Raw genomic sequence first — 20,173 nt, 5'->3', positions numbered from 1 at the left:
GGAAATCCATTGGCACAAGTACAATATTTCGGAACTGGTCGTCGTAAAAACTCAACAGCTCGCGTTATCCTGACTCCAGGTTCTGGTCAAATTACATTTAACGGTAAAGACATGGCTGAGTACCTTGATCTTGACCTACTACACTTAGTAGTTAAACAACCATTAGCAATTACTGATACAGTAGACAGCTATGACATCAGAGTCAACGTTCACGGTGGTGGCTATTCAGGACAAGCAGGAGCTGCTCGTCACGGAATCGCTCGCGCACTATTAACAGTTGACCCAGACTTCCGTGCTCCATTAAAAGCAGCTGGATTATTAACACGTGACTCTCGTATGAAGGAACGTATGAAACCAGGTCTTAAAAAAGCTCGTAAGTCTCCACAATTCTCAAAACGTTAATCAATTCATTATTGTATCAACGTTTTCTGGCACTTTTTGGTGTCAGTTGGTGTTAATTATGATAAATCGTTTAACAGTTGTAAAGCATCGGCATCTTGCTGATGCTTTTTTTCTGGCATCAATTCAAGATAATAGTTCTGGGTTGTTAGTATCGAATTATGACCTAAACGCCGAGAGATGTAGTCAATGCTAATTTCTTTAGAGAACAAAAATGAAGCATGTGTATCTCGCAAACCATGGAACGTTGTTTTTGGAATATTCAATTTTTTTAACAGGCGTTGAAGTTGTGCAGATTGATTGAATCCGTTCCAATCAAATAAATAAGTGGACTTTGTTTCGACAAGCTTTTGTAAAGCTGTGTAAACGTCTTTGTTGATTGAAATATCACGTTTAGAGTGTTTTGTTTTAAGTTGCGTATCATTATCAGTAGGGCTAATTGAACGCCTAATATTGATACCATATTCAAAAAGGTCGTCTTTTGTCAGTCCTAAAAGTTCGCCACGTCTAGCACCTGTTTCCAAAGCAAGTAATACTAAAATATTGAATTCTTTATCTTGGTGGCTTAGGCAATATTGTCTAAGCTTTTTAAAATCGGTGATAGATAAAGCAATATTACGTTTTGGTTGTTCTTGACCTCGTGCATATGCGTACTTTAAAGAACCACGGATTTTTAACACAAGTTCATGAGTTGTTTTTTTAGAATGTGTTTCAGCATATTTATCAAGCTTTTTTGTATGACAATATCGTCAAGGTGTTTGAGTTGAATTCCTTGAAACAATCTATCAACAATTGTGAGCGTCCGCATATAATTAGTGTAGGTTGCTTCACGAACGTCATTCTTTTTAACAGTTTCTACCCAGTTACGATAAAAGTCTGGGAAAAGAGTAGCGCGTTCAGCAATATTTTTACCACGTCCTTTTTCAAGTTCCATTTCCAGCGTCCAAAGCTCTGCATCTTTTTTGCTTTTGAATGTTTTTGTTTCTCTTTTGTATTTACCTTTTTTGTAAAGAGAAACTGTTGCTCGGTATGAATTGCCTCGTTTAGTAATTGTTGCCATTTTATCAGCCTTCCTTATTAAAAGTGATTGATAAAATAGACTAGTTACTTATAGAGTAAATGACGAATCTCGTTTTATCAACCACCAAGTTAATTTACACAGTGAGCTTCAAGAAATTTGAGAAGCTCTGATTTTAGATATCGTTCTTGCTTACCAATCATGAAACATTTGAAATCACGATGACAGCGGATATATTTGTCAAATGATTTTGGATCAATACCAAGATACTCGGAGGCTTGTTGTCGATTTAGTAAGAGAGGTTCTTTATTCATCAGTATTTTCCTCCGTTGGTTTAATTTTGTTCTTACTTTGACTATAACGTCGAGAATCTAAGTATTTTGCCAAAAAAATAGGTTCGTTCGACAATGAGACCTAGGAGATTATAATTGTTATCTCGTGCATAACGTACAAGGTCTTCAAATTCTACAAAGTTATTTTCTTCGATAACATCAATGACATCATTCATGAAGTTGTCGATGTTTTGTTCTAACAGAAATTTATCGAGTTCGAATCCAGCCCGCTTTCAATATCTTCAATATCATAAGGTGTTTTATCTGGATTTTCTGCGTGTGTGAAATAATCAAACATACCTTTGGGTGACATCACAACTTCAACGTGAGCAGGACCATTCAGTTTATCACTTACAAGTTCAGATACTTGTGAGTAGCTTTTTAGTGAATCAAAGTAAAAGGCGCCATGCTTGTGAGATTTTTTAATTTCTCCTGTTTCAGAATGAATATCTTTGTCATGCCATGGAATAAGTACAAATGGTACGTGTAATCCCTCAAAAATCTCCATATAATTATCAGGGACGCTTTCTTCATACATCAAGAAAGCCCATTTGTTTGAGCGTCGTTCTTTTGCCATAGTATCCTTCCTTTCAAATAGAATTTGTTGTCTATATGAATAGGGAGAAAGTTGGGCATAAACTCGGAAGAATGTTGTTTTTTGATTACTGATTATTGGGGGATTGGGGGTGGTACTGTTGCTACAGGTCGTGTTGAACGTGGTGAAATTCGTACAGGTGACGAAGTTGACATCGTTGGTATTGCTGAACAAATCGGTAAATCAGTTGTAACTGGTGTTGAAATGTTCCGTAAAAACTTAGACTACGCTCAAGCTGGTGACAACATCGGTGCATTATTACGTGGTGTTCAACGTGAAGACATCCAACGTGGTCAAGTATTGGCTGCTCCTGGTTCAATCACTCCACATACTAAATTTAAAGCGCAAGTTTACGTTTTATCTAAAGAAGAAGGTGGACGTCATACGCCATTCTTAACTAACTACCGTCCACAATTCTACTTCCGTACTACTGACATCACTGGTGTTATCACTTTACCAGAAGACGTAGCTATGGTTATGCCTGGTGACAACGTTGATATGGACGTTGAATTGATTCACCCAGTTGCGATCGAAGATGGTACTAAATTCTCTATCCGTGAAGGTGGACGTACTGTAGGTGCGGGTACAATCACTACAATCGAAGCATAATTAACACAATTAAACTTTAAAAATCAAATTTGCAAATTGGAAAGGCGACCGGGTGACGACTCGGCAGTATTTTTTTCAATTTGGGGTATTCATTATATGTTATGGATATGGTATTGTATAGAGAATTATATTTAAAAATAGGAGCAGTGATTCTATTGGATAATTATAAATTTAAGCGAGGGTTATTAGCTATAGGAGGAACTGTTGTCGCAATGCTATTATTCAATTATTTTAGTAAAGCTAAAAATATCGAAGCGGCCGTCTATTCTTGGTATGAACTACAAGTTGAAAATGTTGACCATACAGTAGAAGCAATGAGTACGCATGACATCGATTCGATTTATCAATTCGTTTCGAGTAATCATTTGTCTGATGACCAGTTTGTTGGCCAATTAAATCAATTTGTGAATCAAGTGAATGAAGCTAATAAGCGAGTTTACTTCTTAAATGGGGAGGCCGAATGGGCACTAGTTGAAGAAAAGAATGAATTAATTACCTATGTTAAAGAGGTCATTGAATATAAAGAAGCTGGCCATCCGGTGCAAGGGTTTGTCTTAGATATTGAACCTCAAACTTTAGAAGAATATCAAGATGATCCCAAAGCTGTTTGGGGAACCTTAGTAGATAATTTAAAAGAAGTTTACGGTCTAACAAAAGCAGCGAATATGGAACTGATTGTTTGCCTACCATATTACCTAGACACAAAAGGGTTCAATGAAGAATTAGAAGCAATTATTTCAGAAGCTTCCGATGAGGTAGCCATTATGAATTATTATCGCGGTAAAGAAATTGATCATATTGCTAAAGAAGTAAGTGTGAGTAAGCAATACGATAAGTCCATTCAAACGGTTTACGAATTACAGCAAGTTGGTATTGCTGATTTGACAGCACAAAATACCTACCATGACGAGGGGCTAGTAGCGATGATTGAAAACTTTGAGGCTTTAACTAATCATTACAGCAATCAAGAAATTCATTTAGGTATACATGAATTTAATAGTTTGCTAGAGCTAACAGCTTTAGAAGAGGGGTAATTTTTTGATTTGGGAATTTAATTTTCTATTGTTTTACTTAATCCTACTGGTTATTATCAGTATATTCACTTATTTTTCGATATTCTTATACCGTCGCTATACTAATTTCTCTGCTAAGAGAAGCGATAACGAAAAAGAAGAGGTGCGCAAGTGGTTCGCAGAGATGAAGGGTTTAAATTATGACAGTGAGACGTTCTATCGTGATGTGACATCTCCCAAGAAGATGATTGTATTTTTGGAGATTGCTAAGGAATTACTTAGTAGTAGTAGCCAGAAAGATAATGATTTGATCAAAGACTTCATTGATAAGTCATACAAAGATTGGCTAAGAGTCGGCCAGTACTATTTAAAAGAATCTTCAACCCATAAAGCTTATTATGCCTATGCAACGAGTAAGTTACCATTTAAGCAAGAGGGCAGGGATACGACTGAGTTGGAATCAATACTATTGAAGATCCCTCTACAATCGTCAATATATTCTAAGAATCACGCTTTTGCGGCTTTAACTAGTTTAGGCAATCCTCATTCAGTGGTAGAAGGACTTGAGCAGTTGAGCCATGAAGATTTAACACCCTTAAATACAAAATTAATCACGGATAGTCTATTAGCTTTTACTGGTGACTTTGATGAGTTACTACACTTACTAGACACGAATTGGAGTCAGTTGTCATCGCATTATCAAACGGCTGTCATTGATTTTGCTCGTATCAAGGGTTCAGCACAATTCCAACAGTTCTTGCTGCCATACTTAGATGGTGAAACAGAAGATGTTGATTATATATGTGCTGTACTCAGATATTATGGAAAAATCGAGACCGAAGAAGCTTATCCATATATCTTATCATGGGCTAATAATGATGATGTGGATTATATAGCATGTACCGGTGTAGCAACGAGTACTTTAATAGCCTATCCTGGTCAAGAAACGATCGAGCAACTAATAAGGAATGTTACATCAAGAGATTGGTATGTACGTCGGAACGCTGCTGAAGCTTTAAGTAAATTAGTAGATCAACCACAACGACTATCATCAGTATTTGAAGGTGAAGATCAATATGCGATTGATCAATTGACCTATTATTATGAAAAAAGGGGATTAAGTTATGAATATTGATCTGTTATTTCAAATCTCAGAAAAATTTTTCTTAGGCTACTTAATTTTTTACATGACTTATATCTTAATAGGTAATATCATGGCTATGGTGAAACTTTATAAACGACGACAAACGAAACTATTGATGAACCAATTAGACCATGAGTATTATTACCCAGTATCCATTGTCGTACCTGCTTTTAATGAAAGTGAAACGATAATAACAACAATCGATAACTTACTGCATTTAGACTATAAAATTTATGAGATTATCGTAGTAGACGATGGATCAACTGATGATACTGCTCAGAAGGTAATTGAACGATTTAATATGGTGAAAAATGATGTCCCCATTCACCTACAAGTACCTACCCAACCGATCGAATCAGTTTATGAAATATCGAAAGGTGGAAAAACCATTAAACTGATCCGAAAAGTTAATGGCGGTAATAAGGCTGATGCGGTAAATGCGGGGATTAATGCGAGTGAATATCCATATTTCGTATCGATGGATGCAGATGAGGTCTTACAAGCTGATGCTCTAAAGAATGCCATTCAATTATTCTTCGAAAATGATCGTACAGTAGCTGTTGGGGGACTGTTGGGTATTGCTAATGATATCGTCTTTAAAGATGCTTATCCAGTAGAAACACCTTTACCAAAAAATTTGGTAGCCGCAATGCAAACCTTGGAATACGGCCGGGCATTTATGGGGTCGCGTATATCTAGTGATGCCTTTAATGCAAATTTAAATGTATCTGGTGGTTTTGGTTTATTCAAAAAACAAGCAGTAATTGATATCAATGGGTACGACCCTAATAGTGTTGGGGAAGATATGGACTTAGCTTTACGACTACATCGTCACCATGTCGAGAATGATATTCCTTATAAGATTCGTTTTGCTGAAGATGCAGTATGTTGGACGCAAGCGCCTTTCTCAATGGATGACCTAGCGAAACAACGTGCTCGTTGGCATCGTGGTTTGATGCAAACGATGTGGGCCCATAAATCTATTCTTCTAAATCCAAATTATGGCTTACTAGGCTTGTTATCTTACCCGTACTTTTTGATGTATGAACTTTTAGCGCCGTTTATTGAACTACTTGGTTTATTTATCATCATCTTAGGTCTTTACTTAGGGATGATCAATATCCCGATGATTCTGATATTAATGGGATTATACTTCATATTCAATTTGTTCCAGACTATGGACTTCTTTGTTGGGCGATACTTTATTCAAGATTACAAACGTTATCCCGGAGAAGTTGCGAAAGCTTTCTTTGTGACGACTTTGGATGCCGTCTTCTTCAGACCTTACTTATTGTGGGTACGACTATATTCGGCATTCACTTATCATGCAAAACTACATTCGTGGGCGCCAATTGAACGTGGCACTATTGAAGACCAGAGCGTAAATGACTAGGGTTTAACTTTAAGCTAACAAGATGAATCTTGATATACAAAAAAACCAGGTAAGTTAGATACAATTTCTAACTTACCTGGTTTTTCATTTTAATGAAAGGGGTTATAAAACCGACCTTGGTTAACTACAAACAACCATAATCCAAGTCCAACTAAAAATCCTGTCACAATTAATGCGATGATATCTGCCTTCATAAAGGGACGGGCCCGATACCAAGTCCGTTTGTTACCTTTACCAAACCGTCGTAACTCCATGGCTTGGCTGATTACTTCAATCCGATCTAATGAAGAAAAAATGAGGGGCATAATCACTTGTGCCGACCGTTTCACTCTTACAGTCAAGCCAGCCTTGTTAGACATCTCAATCCCTCGTGCCTGTTGGCTTTGTCTTACTGCGAAGAATTGGTTCTGGATATCTGGTATATACCGTAAGGCTAACGAAACTGCATATGAAATTTGGTAGGACACGCCAATTCGGTTTAAGGAAGAAGCGAATTCACTTGGGTTAGTGGTCAACATGAAGATTAAGGCTAATGGAATCGTCGAGAAATACTTGATCATCAAGTTGAATTCATAGAAGACTTGCTCCCAAGTGAGAGAATAGCGACCAATCCCTTCCCAGATGACAGTTCGCGACTGGTATAAATTGATCCCATATTCAGGTTAGAAAATATAAACAGTCACTAAGTTCAATAATGAGAAGATTAAAATGAAGTAGACCACTGTAGACACTTCAGCCCATTTAATCTTAGAAATATAGAAGAGAACTAGTGATAAAACAGCTAAGCCAACTAAAAACCGGGTGTCATAAGACGTCATGGCGATGACAGACAGCAAGATGAAGGCAATTAATTTTGTCGCACCAGATAAGCTGTGCAAGGGGGAATCCTTCTTGATATATCCAAAACTCTGACCTTGTTTATTCGCCATCGTTCTCACCTCCACCCCATACACTAGCTTGTCCAACACGCTTAGTCTGACGTTCGAACTGGATGAACCGGTCGATAAAGTCCATCGCTTCAATATCAGTCACCACTTGCCCTAAATCATACAAGGATGTAGGGGCTAAATGGGCATGGGTCATCAGATTTTTATCCGTTAAGACCGCAGCTGGACGCATATCGCCCACCACCTGACCGTCGTGGAAGACAATCGTCCTGTTGGTATATTCCTGAATCAAGTGCATATCATGAGTAATCATTAGAATGGTAATCCCTTGGTCCCGGTTCAACCCCTCGATAAACTGCATCATATCAGTATAATGTTTATAATCTTGTCCTGCCGTCGGTTCATCTAAAATTAAAACTTTTGGATCTAACACTAAAATACTCGCAATTGTTGCCCGTCGTTTTTGCCCATAAGACAAGGCCGAAATTGGCCAATTCCTGTATGGATATAAGCCGCAAATTCGCAAGGCATCAGCCACTTTTTCGGCTAAATCATCTGCATCATCCTCGTACAAGCCGCGGTTGACTAGTCCAGACGACACCTCATCGAATAGAATGTTCTTTGAAATCATCAAATTGGGATTCTGCATCACGTAGCCGACCGAATCCGCAATTTCCTTAATCGATAATCCGTCTAACTCCTCCTGGAAAAGGGATATCCGTCCTGAATCTGGCCGCTCAAAGCCACAAATCAGTTTCGCTAGGGTAGATTTACCCGCACCGTTTGTCCCGACAATAGAAACCATGTCGCCAGCATTAATGGTCAGATTTAAATCTGATATCAAAGGGGTACTGTCATAAGAAAAGTTGACATGGTCCATGACTAAAATAGGCTTATCCGCCCTAACTTGAGTGGTTACTGCATTGTCAGCCAACCATTTAGATAGACGGTCTTGAACACCAGCAGTGACCATATTTGGTTGAAACCGCCCTAAATGAGGAATGTCTCCAACATTCACACCAGCATAACTAAAGGCATCTAAGTATAGGGGCTGGCGGACACCGATTTTCGCCAATAAGTCAGACCGTAACAATGCGTCAACGGATACGCCAGCGAGTAACCGCCCACTGTCAATAACAAGGACACGGTCAAAGTCGGCGATTAAGGCTTCTTCTAGACGGTTCTCGATGACTACCGTGGTTAATTCTTTTTCCTGGTTTAATTTGGCAATCAATTCCATGGTCGCTAAACCACTTGCAGGGTCTAGGTTGGCTAAAGGCTCATCAAATAGAACGATGGGTGACTCGTCAATTAAGACCCCGCCAATTGAGACCCGTTGCTTTTGTCCGCCTGATAAAGATTGCGGGGCAAGGTCCAAGAGGTCAACAAGATCAAGCGCATTGGCCCAGGCCGCTACACTAGACACCATGCTAGCTTGGTCCACTTGGTCATTTTCCAAGGCGAAAGCTAGGTCTTCGGCTACTGTTAGGCCGACAAATTGGGCGTCAGTATCTTGTAGGACGGTGCCGACGCTTAGTGATAAGTCAAAAATGGACTTGCTAGCGGAATCTGCGCCATTGATCAAGGCTTGACCGGTTAAATCGCCTTCAAAAGTATTGGGAATTTGCCCGTTGATAATCTTACCAATGGTTGATTTACCAGACCCAGATGCGCCGATAATGAGGACTTTCTCTCCTTGTTTGATTGAAAAGGAGATATCCATCAAGTTTAGGTCAGCCTGACTCGCATATTTAAAAGAGATGTTTTTAAATTCAATAGCCGGCGACAGATTGCTGTCCACCGGCTGATTGTGTCTTTCATGATTTATCATAGTAAAACTTCCTATTAATTTTCTTTACGTAAACTTCCTGATTTCGTACGTGTACTTGCATACCCCTTTAATAATAAGGTACCGATGATACCAACCGCAAGTGAATTTAACACACCTGATACAATCCCTTGAACGAATACTTTAGGAAGTAGCTGACAACTATTTCTATATTTTTGATTAGTCATTAGGTTTTAACTCCTATTTTTGGTATAATACCTAAATAGATAGTTATTAGAGCCGTTGCATTCATTCGCTACGGGTACAGAATCGGGACACTTCTCATTCGAATGGGAAGTGTCTTTTTTTGAAAGAATCAAGGGAGGATTTTTGAGATGAATACAAAAGAAAAGATGAAAGCCATTATCGCAAGTAAAAAGTCTGATGGAAAAGTTAAACACAAGACGGTTGCTAAAAACGACATCAAGTATATGCGCAAAGCACCAGTTTTTCCGAAGTAGATAGTTTATAATAAAGAGGTGTAATAGAATGAAAAAAAGATGGACGATTGAAGAAATTAAGCAATTTGTAGAAACACAATCAGACAGCAAATTACTAAGTACAGAGTATCATGGGTTTTCACAGAAGTTAGAATTACAATGTGAATGTGGCAATACCTTTGAAAAAACCTTTACGAAATTTAAAAACAAAAATCAACGTAAGTGTGACGTGTGTCAGCCCGCAAAAGAGTCACGCTAAGCAACTACAATAAAATAGATTCAATATAAAACATCGACTAATGATCGGTGTTTCTTTGCTATGTATTTAAACCAGCAATACTTAATAACGCAGTAAATGTAATAGTTGCACATCAGCATCCAGGTGGTGACATAAGACCGTAGCTGGAAGCTATTAGTAGTAAATAGTGATAACAGTTTCACTTACCGGATTCTTTCTATAGTCGGAGTATTATATTTGTAGGAATGTCTATAAAGCGAAAAACTCTGAAAAAACCAGTTAGCGTTCCTACAGATATAGCCGATGAACTTGGTTTCCGATGTTCTTTCTTTACATATCTGATTGAAAAAGGCTTAATAAAGACATAGAAAAAGAGCCCTGCGTCAACAGGACTCATTGCAAGCCGTTAAAGACGGTGACTTAGTTTAATAGTTATAAAAAATAACCGCAACTCGTCAAAGTTGAGCGGTTATTTTTATTGCCCTTCTTAGTTGCTATTAGATTTGATTCATCTGTAAGTAAAAGATGAAAAAGACGACCTGGACTAGTCATATCTTCTTATTTTTTCAGTAAACCTAAGTCTCAAACTTTTACTAACTGACATAATCAGTTGAGTGAGAGTTTATTTGGTACATCACAAAACCTCTTTACCTGTAGGTCAACTCTGGTACGGCTATATTATACCCCTTTTAAAAAGAATTAAGGAGATTAGATACGTTTAATAATCTAATGGAGCATAAATTACTAGCCTAATGAACTTGAAAAAAGGTTGCTACAGATGATTAAGTAAAGCATTCGCTTTAACCGTTGCAGATTCATTGGTTTAAGGATATAGTCAAATAGTTAATAGATCAAATAAATAGTATCCAATGAAAAAGGAGACGGAGCATGACAACATTAAGGTTAGGCACAATCGGAACAAGCTGGATTACAGAACAATTTATAGAAGCGGCGGTAAAAAGTGGCAAGTATACCCTAGAAGCTGTTTACTCTCGTACAGAAGAAAAGGCTAAACAGTTCAAGGATAAATTTAATGCTGTTAAAGCTTATGCAGATTGGGATGCTTTTTTAAAGGATCCTGCCATTGATGTCGTCTATATTGCCTCACCGAACAGTCTCCACTTTGAACAAGCTAAAGCTGTATTGAGACATCAAAAGCATGCGATTGTAGAAAAGCCTATCGTTACCTCTTTACCGCACTTTGACGAATTGGTTAACTTAGCAAAAGAACAGAATAAAGTGGTTGTTGAAGCAGCTAGACATATTTACGAGCCTAACTTTATGAAGGTATCCAAACTCATTCAACAGATGCCTAAAGTGTATGGTGCATCTTTAACTTACAGCAAGTATTCGTCTCGTTATGATAATGTATTAAACGGGGAAGTACCCGCTATATTTTCAACTGAATTCGATGGCGGAGCAGCCAACGACTTGGGAATATATGTCGTTTATGCGGCTATTCACTGGTTTGGTAAACCAAATAGCGTACATGCCTTTACCCAAAAAATCAGAACAGGTGTGGATGGAAAAGGAACGGCTATCCTAAGATACGATGAGTTTGATGTCATGCTTCACTTCAGCAAAATCAATACGTCCATTCACCAGTCAGAAGTTTATGGATCGGACTACACACTCGTTTTAGACGAAATAACCGGTCTTTCAGAAGCACATAAGATGGATGCCCGCACGAAAGAATTACAAGCAGTTCCTTTGGAAGAGCCTTCAGAGAACCCATTAATATGGGAAGCGAAGGCCTTTGCGGATATCATAACCAGCATGGACACTCCTGACAGCAAAAACACAATGGATAAATGGTGGAGCTTATCCAAACAGGTACATGAAGTGTTGGAAGAGATTAAAGAGCAGTCGAATTAAAAATAGGAGAAAAGATTATGATAGATAATGTCCATGACTTTCCTATATTGGAAACGGATCGGTTAATTTTAAGAAATATAACAACGGAAGATGCAAACTGTATATTGAAGTATCTTTCCGACGAAGAGGTGATGACATATTACGGTATGACACCTTTTAAATCCATTACCGACGCTTTAGATGAAATCAGTTGGTACCATTCGATATTAACGAATAAAAGTGGCATAAGATGGGGAATCACTTTAAAGCATCAAGATCGCGTTATAGGTAGTTGCGGCTTTCTAAATGCGGTGCACAGCATTTTCGTATAGAAATAGGATACGAATTAAGCAAAGATCTGTGGGGACGCGGCCTTGCGTCAGAAGCAGTGGAGGCTATTATTCATTATGGTTTTAAAGAACTGGGCTTACAACGAATTGAAGCCTTAATAGAACCGCCTAATCGCTCATCAAGAAGATTAGTAGAAAAACTAGGTTTCGTAAGAGAAGGTTTGTTGAGGAATTATGAGTTTACTAATAAAGGTTTCGATGATTTGTACATGTATGCCTTATTAAAAACTGATATTAGAAACCACTAGATACATGAGTTAGTATCTTTTTCTTAGAACTCTTTAAATAGGGGTTCTTTTTTGTTTAAAATCATGTGATATACTGTAATATGGTTACTGAAGCGAGGAAGAGACAGGACATAAAAAAAGTGAGGGAAATCAAGTGATTGCAAAAACGAAAAAGGACTTTGAGAAACTAAAAGAAATTGGAAAGATATGTGGAGAAATTAGAGACGAATTAGTCCGTTCGACAAAACCTGGAATGACAACAAAGGAATTGGATGACATCGGCGGACAGTTGTTCGAAAAAGCAGGGGCCCAATCAGCTCCCATCGGTGAGTATGACTTTCCCGGCTACACCTGCATCAGTGTCAACGAAGAGGTGGCACACGGTATTCCTGGAGATCGGATGATAAAAGAAGGGGACATCGTGAACATTGATGTATCCGGATCTAAGAGCGGCTATTTTGCAGATACAGGGGTTTCTTTTGTCGTTGGCAACGGAGAAGAGATGGCACACAAGGTCTGTGAGGTGGCCAAAGAAGCCTTTGAAGCAGGACTTGCAGTGGCTAAACCAGGTAATAAGAAGAACGAAATGGGCAAAGCATCTGAAAACGTTGCGAAGAAACATGGCTTAACCGTCATAAAAAATCTAACGGGACATGGTATTGGACGTGCCATTCATGAAGCACCCAATCATATTTTCAGTTTCGACGCCCATTGGGACAACGAAGTATTGAAAGAAGGAATGGTCATCGCTTTTGAACCTTTCATTTCTACCTTTGAAGAAGAAGTGGTTCAAGGAGATGACGGGTGGACGTTGTTGGCAGAAGACAGTGTAGTCGCTCAATATGAACACACAGTTATTTTAACTAAAGAAGGACCCATTATCACCACGTTGTAAGGCAGGGAAGTAGACCTCTTTTATAGACCATCATACAGTAAATCACTTTACTATAATAAAAAATAACCGCGACTCGGTGTCTTCACCGTATGGCGGTTATTTTTATATCTTTATGCTAACCATTTAGTGCTTTTCTTACCCATTTCGCTGTAAGCGTGTCAGCATTCACCATATCGTGTGGTGTCCCTTCAAAGACAATGTGTCCACCCTGTTTACCACCCTGAGGCCCCAGTTCAATTACCCAATCACTACTGGCCAAGAATTCAAGATGGTGTTCGATCATGATGACCGTATTCCCTTGATCAACTAGGCGATTGAATAGATTCAGCAAATGCTGGGTATCTTGTGGATGAAGGCCACGTGATGGCTCATCTAACAGGTATATCTCACCTTGATGTTGGAGCTCACTGGCAAGTTTCAGACGTTGCAATTCACCGCCGGAGAGGGAACTCGTGGACTGACCGAGAGTTAAATAACTTAAGCCAACATCATTAAGAGCTCGAACACGCTTCAAGATCCGTTCACTTGAAAAGTAGGCCATGCTATCTTCAACCGTCATATCAAGCAGTTCAACCACATTTTTCCCATGATAAGTGTAGGACAATGCTTCTTATGAGTAACGAGTACCGCCACATCGTTCACACTTAATCGTTACCGGATCAGCAAAAGCGACCTCTGGTTGAAGGTAACCCTTCCCTTGGCATACAGGGCAAGCGCCAAGTGAGTTAAAGCTGAATAAACCAGCTGGTTGTCCAGTCGCTTTAGCAAAGGTCGATCTGATATCATCCATAATACCCATGTAGGTAGCCAAAGTGGACCGGGTCGAGATGCCGATTCCTTTTTGATTGACGACAATAGCTTCAGGGTACCGATCGGTAAACTCCTCAATCATTAACGAGCTTTTGCCCGAACCCGACACACCAGCTACTGTCATTAAGATATGTTTGGGAATATCAACTGATACGTTTTTTAAATTGTGCTTTGATGCTTGGTCAATGGTATAAGCCTCTCTCCACTCACGCACCTCAGATTTTAGTGTCAACGGATGATTAAGAGCATGAGCCGTTGGTGTGTTTTTAATATCTTCAAGCGTACCTTGGTAAATAATTTCACCACCACTTGTTCCAGCGCCTGGTCCCATTTCAACAATCATATCGGCCTCTTGCATGATAGCCAAGTTATGTTCCACCACAAGTACAGAATTAAACTGCGACTTCAGTTGTTTAAGAATATCGATTAACTGAGAGACCTCTTCTGGATGCAAGCCGGCACTTGGTTCGTCAAGAATATAGGTGAAGTTGTTTAAGTTGGAACCTAAGTGACGTGCAATTTTCAATCGCTGTGCTTCACCACCGGAAAGCGTGTTAACCTGGCGATTTAAACTGACATATCCCAAGCCCATATGAATCAGCTGTTCGATAGTCAAAATAGCTTGTTGGGTCAAAGACTTGCCTAAAGGGTCATCTATCTCTTTCAGTACGTTTACTAACTCAGTTAACTCTAACTGATTCATTTCAGCGATATTCAAGCCGTTAACTTTAGATGCAAGGACTTTTGGATTGAGCCCTGTTCCCTCACAAGTGGGACACGGAGCTGTTGTACTGACGGCTTTCACATCCGTTTCATCGACTTCTTTCAGTTTTGAAATGTCGCGGTCGATATAGAGCCGTTTAAAACGGGGAATCAAACCATCCCATTTGGAACGGTGAGGCCCATTTTTAGTATGGAAGGGCATAATGACTTCTTTACCTTCAGGATCACCATAAAGAAACAAATGCAGCTTGTCTTGTGGCCAGTCTTTTAAAGGTATGTCGGGATCAAAAATACCCCCAGTTATCATCCAGCGGCCTTGCCAACCTGCAGGAGATAACGGTTTGAACCGGACGGCATACTTCCTTAATGAGCGATTGAAATCAACTAATGCATGTAAATCAGGGGTGATGACTGCTTTATTACCTGAACAAGTCGGGCACTGACCGAAGGAGCTTTGGCTTGAGAAATCAATTGCTTCCCCCATTTTAGGCTGACCGATACGGGAGAAAAGTAGGCGAATAAGAGGACCTAAATCCATATAACTGCCCACATCAGAGCGTTGGTTGCCGCGAACGTGTTGTTGTTTAATGACGATTGCAGAGGTGAGATTTTTCATCACATCAGCTTTTGGTCGTTCATGAAGCTCCATATGACGACGGAGATACTGGGAATAATTCTGTTCCATTTGCCGTTGACTTTCAGCGGCTATGGTGTCAAAGACCACGGAACTTTTCCCTGAACCGGAAAGACCGGTAAAGACAATTAGTTTTTCTTTAGGAAGAGTTAAATCAATGTGCTTTAAATTATTTTCACGCATCCCGCGCAAAAGCATTTCATCCTTCATAAGTCAGTCCTCCCTGACGAGTCGTTTAAAATCATCTTAACACTGAACACAGTAAATACAACTATAGTGGATTCTTTAATAAATTTTATGAGTAATGTTTTCAGTAGTGAGATGAACGTGGTTGAGGTATGATATGAATACAAAAGGAAAAGAAAGCAGGATAGCAACAAATCAAAGGAGAATAAGATGTTGACCGTATCAATAAAAGAAATTGATAAGAGTAATGAATCTGAAGTAAGGAAAGTAAGATTGAAACCTGACCAGGAGACATTTATCGAGAGTGTGGATGAGTGCCTCAAAGAAGCTAGTGAATACCCTGAATGGCAGCCTGTTGCCATCTATTCTGATGATAAGGTCGTTGGCTTTGCTATGTATGGGTCTTTCGGTCCGAACAAAGATACGTGGATTGACCGCATCATAATAGATAAACAATATCAAGGCAGAGGAATAGGGAAAGCAGCAATGAGACAGTTGATTGATCGTGTATCAAAAACGTACGATGTCACAGTTATTTATCTTAGCCTTGTTGAAGAAAATGAGGCAGCAGCTCATCTTTACCATCAATTAGGGTTCGAATATATGAATGAAAAAGACTCAAATGGAGAGTTACTCTTTAAATATGTCATTAATTAAAAGACGATCAATGGGGAGAGATGAAAATGGACATTAAACAATTGGTTCCAGAAGATGCAGAAGCCTATCTTTCTATCAGACTAGAAGCATTAAGAGAAAGCCCCCACGCATTCGGTTCAAGTTATGAAGAAGAAAAACAGACGACTGTTGAAAAATACAGGCAGAGATTTATGGAACCGGAAAATAGTTTTACATTGGGTGCCTTTGAAGAATCAGAATTGGTTGGAGTGGTGGCCTTAGTAAGAAAGCAGTATTTAAAGCAAAGGCATCGAGCGACTATATTAGCCATGTACGTCAAGCCAGAAAAGCGCGGAACAGGTTTAGGAAAGAAATTGCTACTAAGTGCGATCGAGAAGGCAATCAGTCTCAATGATATCGAACAGATTAATTTATCAGTAATAGCACAAAATGAGTCAGCTAAACAATTATATCAATCTCTGGGTTTTGAAGTATTTGGCATAGAGAAAAATGGCATAAAGGTCAATGACACCTATTTCGATGAAGAACACATGGTAATGTTTTTATAAACAAATACTGACGTAAAAAGGAGACAACGAATGATTACATCGGAATCAATAGCTTTAGTCACGGGAGTCAGTCACAGCCAAGGCATTGGTGCGGCTAGTTGTATAGAGCTAGCTAAAAAAGGATCGTCTATCTTTTTTACCCACTGGGAAGCAGAAGACAAGTGGGTTGAAACCTTTCAACAGGAACTCATCGATAAATACGGTGTAAGATGCAGCAATATGGCCATCGATTTATCTAAATCAACGAGTGCTGTGGATATACTTAATCGCGTGATGGATGAGTTGGGTCTACCCACCATTCTCGTCAATAACGCAGCTCATTCCACTCGAGATGGCTATAAGAAGTTAGATGCCAAAACGCTTGATGATCATTATGTTGTGAACATGAGAGCGACATTCCTTTTGAGCGTTGAGTTTGCTAAACGGTTTGAGCAAGAAGGGAAGTCAATGGGAAGAATAATCAACATGACTTCTGGACAAGCGCTTGGACCAATGACCGAAGAACTAGCTTATGCAGCGACTAAAGGGGCAATATCGGCTTTTACCTTGTCATTGTCAGCAGAAGTAGCGCCCTTGGGCATCACCGTTAATGCAGTCAATCCTGGTCCCACAGATACGGGCTGGATGACAGAAGAGGTAAAAGAGGATTTGACTAAACAATTTCTATCCGGTCGAATGGGTATGCCAAAAGATGCAGCCAGATTAATCTCATTCCTTGCCAGCGAAGAAGCAGAATGGATTACTGGTCAGGTTATCCATTCAGAAGGTGGCTTTTTAAGATCGTGAGGATGAAATAAGGAGTGTTTCTTTATGACAATCGACTCAATTAATGGACGAATAGATACATCTTCAAGAGTGATTCTTGCGTCACCTCATCTCATTTACCAGGCATTTATTAATCCAGAAGCAATGGCTACTTGGCTTCCACCAAAAGGGATGTCTGCTCGTATTGACCTATTTGAACCTTATCCAGGTGGAAAATACGTCATCACGCTGTCATACGACTCAAGCCAATCGGGCATGGGGAAAACATCTGACAACACGGATGTTTCTAAAGGGGTATTTGTGGAGTTAGTACCAAATAAAAAAATTGTCCAAGTTGGCAAATTTGAATCTGATGATCCGACGTTTTCAGGAAAAATCATATTGACATGGTATATCGAAGCTCTATCAGAAGCCACAAAGGTAACGGTTGTGTGTGAAAATGTACCTGAAGGAATAAAGAAAGCTGATCACATTGAAGGGTTGGCATCTACATTAGAAAACCTTGCAGCCTATACAGAAGAGTGAAACATGTCAGGTCACTCGTACACTGATTTTAGCAGATTGACAAAAAGCGTTTTCACCTATATAATTAGAAGTCCTGTCAACGTTGTGTTGACGCATAGGGAACTGTTAAAAGTTCATTCTTAAACAAAGGGTGGATCATATGAATAAAGAGTTATTGGTGGAAAGTGCACGACAAATAAAAGGCAATGCTTACGTACCGTATTCACATTTTCCTGTTGGAGCAGCTTTACTTTTAAAAGATGGTGAAGTGATTAACGGTGTGAACGTTGAGAATGTGTCATTAGGAGCCACGAATTGTGCAGAACGCACGGCTATTTTCACTGCCGTCGCTAAAGGGTATAAAAAAGGCGATTTCCAAGCAGTGGCAGTCTCGGGTGATACGGAAGATTTTCTTCCGCCGTGTAGCATTTGTAGACAAGTTCTCGCAGAATTTTGTTCTCCAGATATGCTCGTGTATTTAACTAATCGAAATAAAGAAATCAAAGAATTAACCTTAAAAGAACTATTGCCTTATGCATTTACAGATCTAGATATGTAATGAATCAACTGAATAAATAGCAGACATGGGTGAGAGCTAATCTAACCCATGTCTTTTTTAGCTATCAGAATTCTGTGTTAATGCCAATCAAGTTGATAAGAGGAATGAAACATAGTAGATTAGAATAAGAACGCTAGAGGAGAGAATTGAATGAAGAAGAAATTTATCAACGCCACAATCTATAAACATGATGGCGCATCTGAGATGTTAGTTGAAGGTGGCAAGTTTCTAGCAATTGGTAATGACCTTGGTGAGGCGGACGAAGTCATCGACTTAAAAGGGCGATTTGTCTTACCACCTTATGTGGATTCACATTTGCATTTGGATTATTACTTTACTGGTCAGGATGACAACATTAAAAATGAGTCAGGTACGTTATTTGAAGCTATTGATTTATGGAATGACTTCAAAAAAGGAACCACTAAAGAAGAAATGAAAACACGTATCCGTCAGGCTGTGAACGATGTTGCCTCATATGGCACGCAATTTATTCGCGCCCAAACAGACTGCACGGACCCAAAGTTAACGGGTATCAAAGCAGCGTTGGAAGTTCGTGATGAACTGAAAGATAATATAACGATTCAAGTTGTCGCTTTTCCTCAAAATGGCATGTATTCTTACAATGAAGAAGGTAAGTCTGGCCGTGATTTAGTTGAAAAAGCTTTGCAACTTGGCGCGGATTGTGTAGGAGGCATTCCCCATAACGAGTGGTCAGCTGAAGACTGGAATGCGTCAATCAAAGAAATCGTGCGACTTGCCATTAAATATGACAAGTTGATTGATGTTCACTGTGACGAAACGGATGACGATCAAGCGCGTTTCTTAGAAATGTTGAATGCGGAAGCGATGAAACAAGGTTACGGAAAATCGACAACCGCTTCTCATACGTCTTCCTTTGGTTCAGCAAATGATTCATATGCGTTTCGAATGATGGGCCTGTTCCGTCAATCGGGCATTAACTTTGTGGCTTGTCCAACTGAAAACTTATTTTTACAGGGTCGTCAAGATACTTACCCTAAACGACGCGGCCTAACTCGGGTGAAAGAATTCGTAGACAATAACATTAACGTTGCCTTTGGGCAAGACTCTATCGTTGATTTATGGTACCCAGCCGGTTCTGGTAACATGATGAATATCCTAGACAATGGCCTTCATGCTTCACAATTGATGCGGGAAGAGGATTTCCCTCGGAACTTTGATTTAGTGACGTATAATGGCGCACAATTAATGCAATTAGAAGACGTTTACGGTATAGATGAAGGTAAACCTGCTAACTTTATCGTACTGGATGCACCTAATGCCTTTGAAGCCCAACGCCGCCGAGTTGAATGCTTAGCATCCATCCGTAACGGTGAGTATCTATTTAAAAAAGAACCACGCTCGTATGAAACAGAATTGGATTTGACTCGTCAAACGAAGCACAGTTAATTAACGAAGTAGTGAGAAGGCCAATGTTAAATGAACACGGTCTTAATCTTTGGTATCGTATAAACACCCCCTTAAAGGTAGGAGCCACGTTCTACTTTTAAGGGGGGTGTTTTGTTGCTAACAGCTAACTATTATAATGATTCGTGGAATAAATGCTA

The 20,173-nt window shown here is 39.4% G+C and carries 21 protein-coding genes and 5 pseudogenes; 18 read left to right on the top strand and 8 right to left on the bottom strand.

Annotation, left to right across the window (positions count from 1 at the left end; all coding sequences use genetic code 11):
• Positions 1-9: 9 nt before the first annotated feature.
• Entirely contained in the window at positions 10-402 is a 393-nt protein-coding gene (gene rpsI, locus C3945_RS02160) for a 30S ribosomal protein S9 (RefSeq protein WP_161878042.1), read from the top strand.
• A gap of 56 nt (positions 403-458) precedes the next feature.
• Here the strand turns inward: rpsI and C3945_RS02155 are convergent.
• The 3 genes and pseudogenes from C3945_RS02155 to C3945_RS02145 all read right to left on the bottom strand — a co-directional run bounded on the left by C3945_RS02155 (position 459) and on the right by C3945_RS02145 (position 2,326).
• Positions 459-1,459: pseudogene (locus C3945_RS02155) on the bottom strand (site-specific integrase).
• An 89-nt stretch (positions 1,460-1,548) separates the two neighbouring features.
• Positions 1,549-1,731, bottom strand: coding sequence for a helix-turn-helix domain-containing protein (locus C3945_RS02150; RefSeq protein ID WP_161878041.1), 183 nt, complete (start codon positions 1,729-1,731; stop codon positions 1,549-1,551).
• Positions 1,724-2,326, bottom strand: a pseudogene (locus C3945_RS02145) (replication protein). Before C3945_RS02145 ends, C3945_RS02150 begins: the two are co-directional and overlap by 8 nt.
• Before the next feature lie 105 nt (positions 2,327-2,431).
• On the opposite strand from C3945_RS02145, the pseudogene C3945_RS02140 reads away from it, so the two are divergent.
• The 4 genes and pseudogenes from C3945_RS02140 to C3945_RS02125 all read left to right on the top strand — a co-directional run.
• Positions 2,432-2,953, top strand: a pseudogene (locus C3945_RS02140) (EF-Tu/IF-2/RF-3 family GTPase); the annotation flags it as partial.
• Between the two features lie 155 nt (positions 2,954-3,108).
• Entirely contained in the window at positions 3,109-3,987 is an 879-nt protein-coding gene (locus tag C3945_RS02135) for a hypothetical protein (protein WP_161878040.1), read from the top strand.
• 4 nt (positions 3,988-3,991) lie between these two features.
• Positions 3,992-5,101 carry a HEAT repeat domain-containing protein gene (locus C3945_RS02130; protein ID WP_161878039.1) on the top strand — a complete coding sequence of 370 codons (1,110 nt, stop codon included), beginning with the start codon at positions 3,992-3,994 and terminating at the stop codon, positions 5,099-5,101.
• Positions 5,091-6,503, top strand: coding sequence for a glycosyltransferase family 2 protein (locus C3945_RS02125; protein WP_161878038.1), 1,413 nt, complete (start codon positions 5,091-5,093; stop codon positions 6,501-6,503). Before C3945_RS02130 ends, C3945_RS02125 begins: the two co-directional genes overlap by 11 nt.
• Before the next feature lie 89 nt (positions 6,504-6,592).
• Here the strand turns inward: C3945_RS02125 and C3945_RS02120 are convergent.
• The 3 genes and pseudogenes from C3945_RS02120 to C3945_RS02110 form a co-directional block, all read right to left on the bottom strand.
• Positions 6,593-7,432, bottom strand: a pseudogene (locus C3945_RS02120) (energy-coupling factor transporter transmembrane component T family protein).
• Positions 7,422-9,221: an ABC transporter ATP-binding protein gene (locus tag C3945_RS02115; protein ID WP_161878037.1), complete on the bottom strand. Its 1,800-nt coding sequence runs from the start codon at positions 9,219-9,221 to the stop codon at positions 7,422-7,424. The pseudogene C3945_RS02120 and the gene C3945_RS02115 overlap by 11 nt, the downstream one beginning before the upstream one ends.
• A 14-nt stretch (positions 9,222-9,235) precedes the next feature.
• Positions 9,236-9,364 (bottom strand): annotated as a pseudogene (locus tag C3945_RS02110) (ECF-type riboflavin transporter substrate-binding protein); the annotation flags it as partial.
• Between the two features lie 189 nt (positions 9,365-9,553).
• Between C3945_RS02110 and C3945_RS12030 the strand changes: the two are divergent.
• From C3945_RS12030 to map, 7 genes are all read left to right on the top strand, one after another.
• Positions 9,554-9,679, top strand: coding sequence for a hypothetical protein (locus C3945_RS12030; RefSeq protein WP_272928074.1), 126 nt, complete (start codon positions 9,554-9,556; stop codon positions 9,677-9,679).
• A gap of 28 nt (positions 9,680-9,707) precedes the next feature.
• A complete protein-coding gene (locus tag C3945_RS02105; RefSeq protein ID WP_161878036.1) occupies positions 9,708-9,917 on the top strand; it encodes a hypothetical protein in 210 nt (69 codons plus the stop codon).
• A gap of 47 nt (positions 9,918-9,964) precedes the next feature.
• Positions 9,965-10,060 carry a JAB domain-containing protein gene (locus C3945_RS02100; protein ID WP_161878035.1) on the top strand — a complete coding sequence of 32 codons (96 nt, stop codon included), beginning with the start codon at positions 9,965-9,967 and terminating at the stop codon, positions 10,058-10,060.
• Positions 10,061-10,784: 724 nt separating this feature from the next.
• Positions 10,785-11,771, top strand: coding sequence for a Gfo/Idh/MocA family protein (locus C3945_RS02095; RefSeq protein WP_161878034.1), 987 nt, complete (start codon positions 10,785-10,787; stop codon positions 11,769-11,771).
• 17 nt (positions 11,772-11,788) lie between these two features.
• A complete protein-coding gene (locus C3945_RS11820) occupies positions 11,789-12,082 on the top strand; it encodes a GNAT family N-acetyltransferase (RefSeq protein WP_202623270.1) in 294 nt (97 codons plus the stop codon).
• On the top strand, positions 12,043-12,348 hold the full coding sequence (locus C3945_RS11815; protein WP_202623269.1) for a GNAT family N-acetyltransferase: 306 nt from the start codon (positions 12,043-12,045) through the stop codon (positions 12,346-12,348). Before C3945_RS11820 ends, C3945_RS11815 begins: the two co-directional genes overlap by 40 nt.
• A gap of 133 nt (positions 12,349-12,481) precedes the next feature.
• Positions 12,482-13,222, top strand: coding sequence for a type I methionyl aminopeptidase (gene map / locus C3945_RS02085; RefSeq protein WP_161878033.1), 741 nt, complete (start codon positions 12,482-12,484; stop codon positions 13,220-13,222).
• 115 nt (positions 13,223-13,337) lie between these two features.
• On the opposite strand, the gene C3945_RS11810 is transcribed toward map, so the two are convergent.
• Together C3945_RS11810 and C3945_RS02080 are read right to left on the bottom strand one after the other, a co-directional pair.
• Positions 13,338-13,781: an ATP-binding cassette domain-containing protein gene (locus C3945_RS11810; protein ID WP_272928076.1), complete on the bottom strand. Its 444-nt coding sequence runs from the start codon at positions 13,779-13,781 to the stop codon at positions 13,338-13,340.
• 51 nt (positions 13,782-13,832) lie between these two features.
• Positions 13,833-15,599 carry an excinuclease ABC subunit UvrA gene (locus C3945_RS02080; protein WP_202623267.1) on the bottom strand — a complete coding sequence of 589 codons (1,767 nt, stop codon included), beginning with the start codon at positions 15,597-15,599 and terminating at the stop codon, positions 13,833-13,835.
• A gap of 186 nt (positions 15,600-15,785) precedes the next feature.
• Here C3945_RS02080 and C3945_RS02075 point away from each other — a divergent pair, with 186 nt between their 5' ends.
• The 6 genes from C3945_RS02075 (at position 15,786) to C3945_RS02050 (ending at position 20,015) form a co-directional block, all read left to right on the top strand.
• Positions 15,786-16,232 (top strand): GNAT family N-acetyltransferase, encoded by a 447-nt coding sequence (locus tag C3945_RS02075; protein WP_161878032.1) that lies wholly within the window; start codon positions 15,786-15,788, stop codon positions 16,230-16,232.
• 26 nt (positions 16,233-16,258) lie between these two features.
• On the top strand, positions 16,259-16,759 hold the full coding sequence (locus tag C3945_RS02070; RefSeq protein WP_161878031.1) for a GNAT family N-acetyltransferase: 501 nt from the start codon (positions 16,259-16,261) through the stop codon (positions 16,757-16,759).
• 30 nt (positions 16,760-16,789) lie between these two features.
• Positions 16,790-17,545, top strand: a complete 756-nt coding sequence (locus C3945_RS02065; protein ID WP_161878030.1) for an SDR family oxidoreductase — start codon at positions 16,790-16,792, stop codon at positions 17,543-17,545.
• A gap of 24 nt (positions 17,546-17,569) precedes the next feature.
• Positions 17,570-18,049, top strand: a complete 480-nt coding sequence (locus C3945_RS02060; RefSeq protein ID WP_161878029.1) for an SRPBCC domain-containing protein — start codon at positions 17,570-17,572, stop codon at positions 18,047-18,049.
• A gap of 139 nt (positions 18,050-18,188) precedes the next feature.
• Positions 18,189-18,587, top strand: coding sequence for a cytidine deaminase (locus tag C3945_RS02055; RefSeq protein ID WP_161878028.1), 399 nt, complete (start codon positions 18,189-18,191; stop codon positions 18,585-18,587).
• A gap of 150 nt (positions 18,588-18,737) precedes the next feature.
• A complete protein-coding gene (locus C3945_RS02050; protein ID WP_161878027.1) occupies positions 18,738-20,015 on the top strand; it encodes an amidohydrolase family protein in 1,278 nt (425 codons plus the stop codon).
• Positions 20,016-20,173 lie beyond the last annotated feature (158 nt).

Origin of the sequence: Alkalibacterium sp. MB6 (assembly GCF_009935905.1) — a bacterium.
In the GTDB taxonomy this organism is placed as follows: Bacteria; Bacillota; Bacilli; order Lactobacillales; family Carnobacteriaceae_A; genus Alkalibacterium.
Note: the sequence above shows the minus strand (reverse complement) of the source record. Positions and strands in the feature narration are given on the sequence as shown.

Bases quoted from the DNA above. Each gene is read 5' to 3' on its own strand.
- C3945_RS02150 (WP_161878041.1), bottom strand. From the start codon at position 1,731: ATGAATAAAGAACCTCTCTTACTAAATCGACAACAAGCCTCCGAGTAT.
- C3945_RS02125 (WP_161878038.1), top strand. From the start codon at position 5,091: ATGAATATTGATCTGTTATTTCAAATCTCAGAAAAATTTTTCTTAGGC.
- C3945_RS02115 (WP_161878037.1), bottom strand. From the start codon at position 9,221: ATGATAAATCATGAAAGACACAATCAGCCGGTGGACAGCAATCTGTCG.
- C3945_RS12030 (WP_272928074.1), top strand. From the start codon at position 9,554: ATGAATACAAAAGAAAAGATGAAAGCCATTATCGCAAGTAAAAAGTCT.
- C3945_RS02105 (WP_161878036.1), top strand. From the start codon at position 9,708: ATGAAAAAAAGATGGACGATTGAAGAAATTAAGCAATTTGTAGAAACA.
- C3945_RS02095 (WP_161878034.1), top strand. From the start codon at position 10,785: ATGACAACATTAAGGTTAGGCACAATCGGAACAAGCTGGATTACAGAA.
- C3945_RS11820 (WP_202623270.1), top strand. From the start codon at position 11,789: ATGATAGATAATGTCCATGACTTTCCTATATTGGAAACGGATCGGTTA.
- C3945_RS11810 (WP_272928076.1), bottom strand. From the start codon at position 13,781: ATGACGGTTGAAGATAGCATGGCCTACTTTTCAAGTGAACGGATCTTG.
- C3945_RS02080 (WP_202623267.1), bottom strand. From the start codon at position 15,599: ATGAAGGATGAAATGCTTTTGCGCGGGATGCGTGAAAATAATTTAAAG.
- C3945_RS02075 (WP_161878032.1), top strand. From the start codon at position 15,786: ATGTTGACCGTATCAATAAAAGAAATTGATAAGAGTAATGAATCTGAA.
- C3945_RS02070 (WP_161878031.1), top strand. From the start codon at position 16,259: ATGGACATTAAACAATTGGTTCCAGAAGATGCAGAAGCCTATCTTTCT.
- C3945_RS02065 (WP_161878030.1), top strand. From the start codon at position 16,790: ATGATTACATCGGAATCAATAGCTTTAGTCACGGGAGTCAGTCACAGC.
- C3945_RS02060 (WP_161878029.1), top strand. From the start codon at position 17,570: ATGACAATCGACTCAATTAATGGACGAATAGATACATCTTCAAGAGTG.
- C3945_RS02055 (WP_161878028.1), top strand. From the start codon at position 18,189: ATGAATAAAGAGTTATTGGTGGAAAGTGCACGACAAATAAAAGGCAAT.
- C3945_RS02050 (WP_161878027.1), top strand. From the start codon at position 18,738: ATGAAGAAGAAATTTATCAACGCCACAATCTATAAACATGATGGCGCA.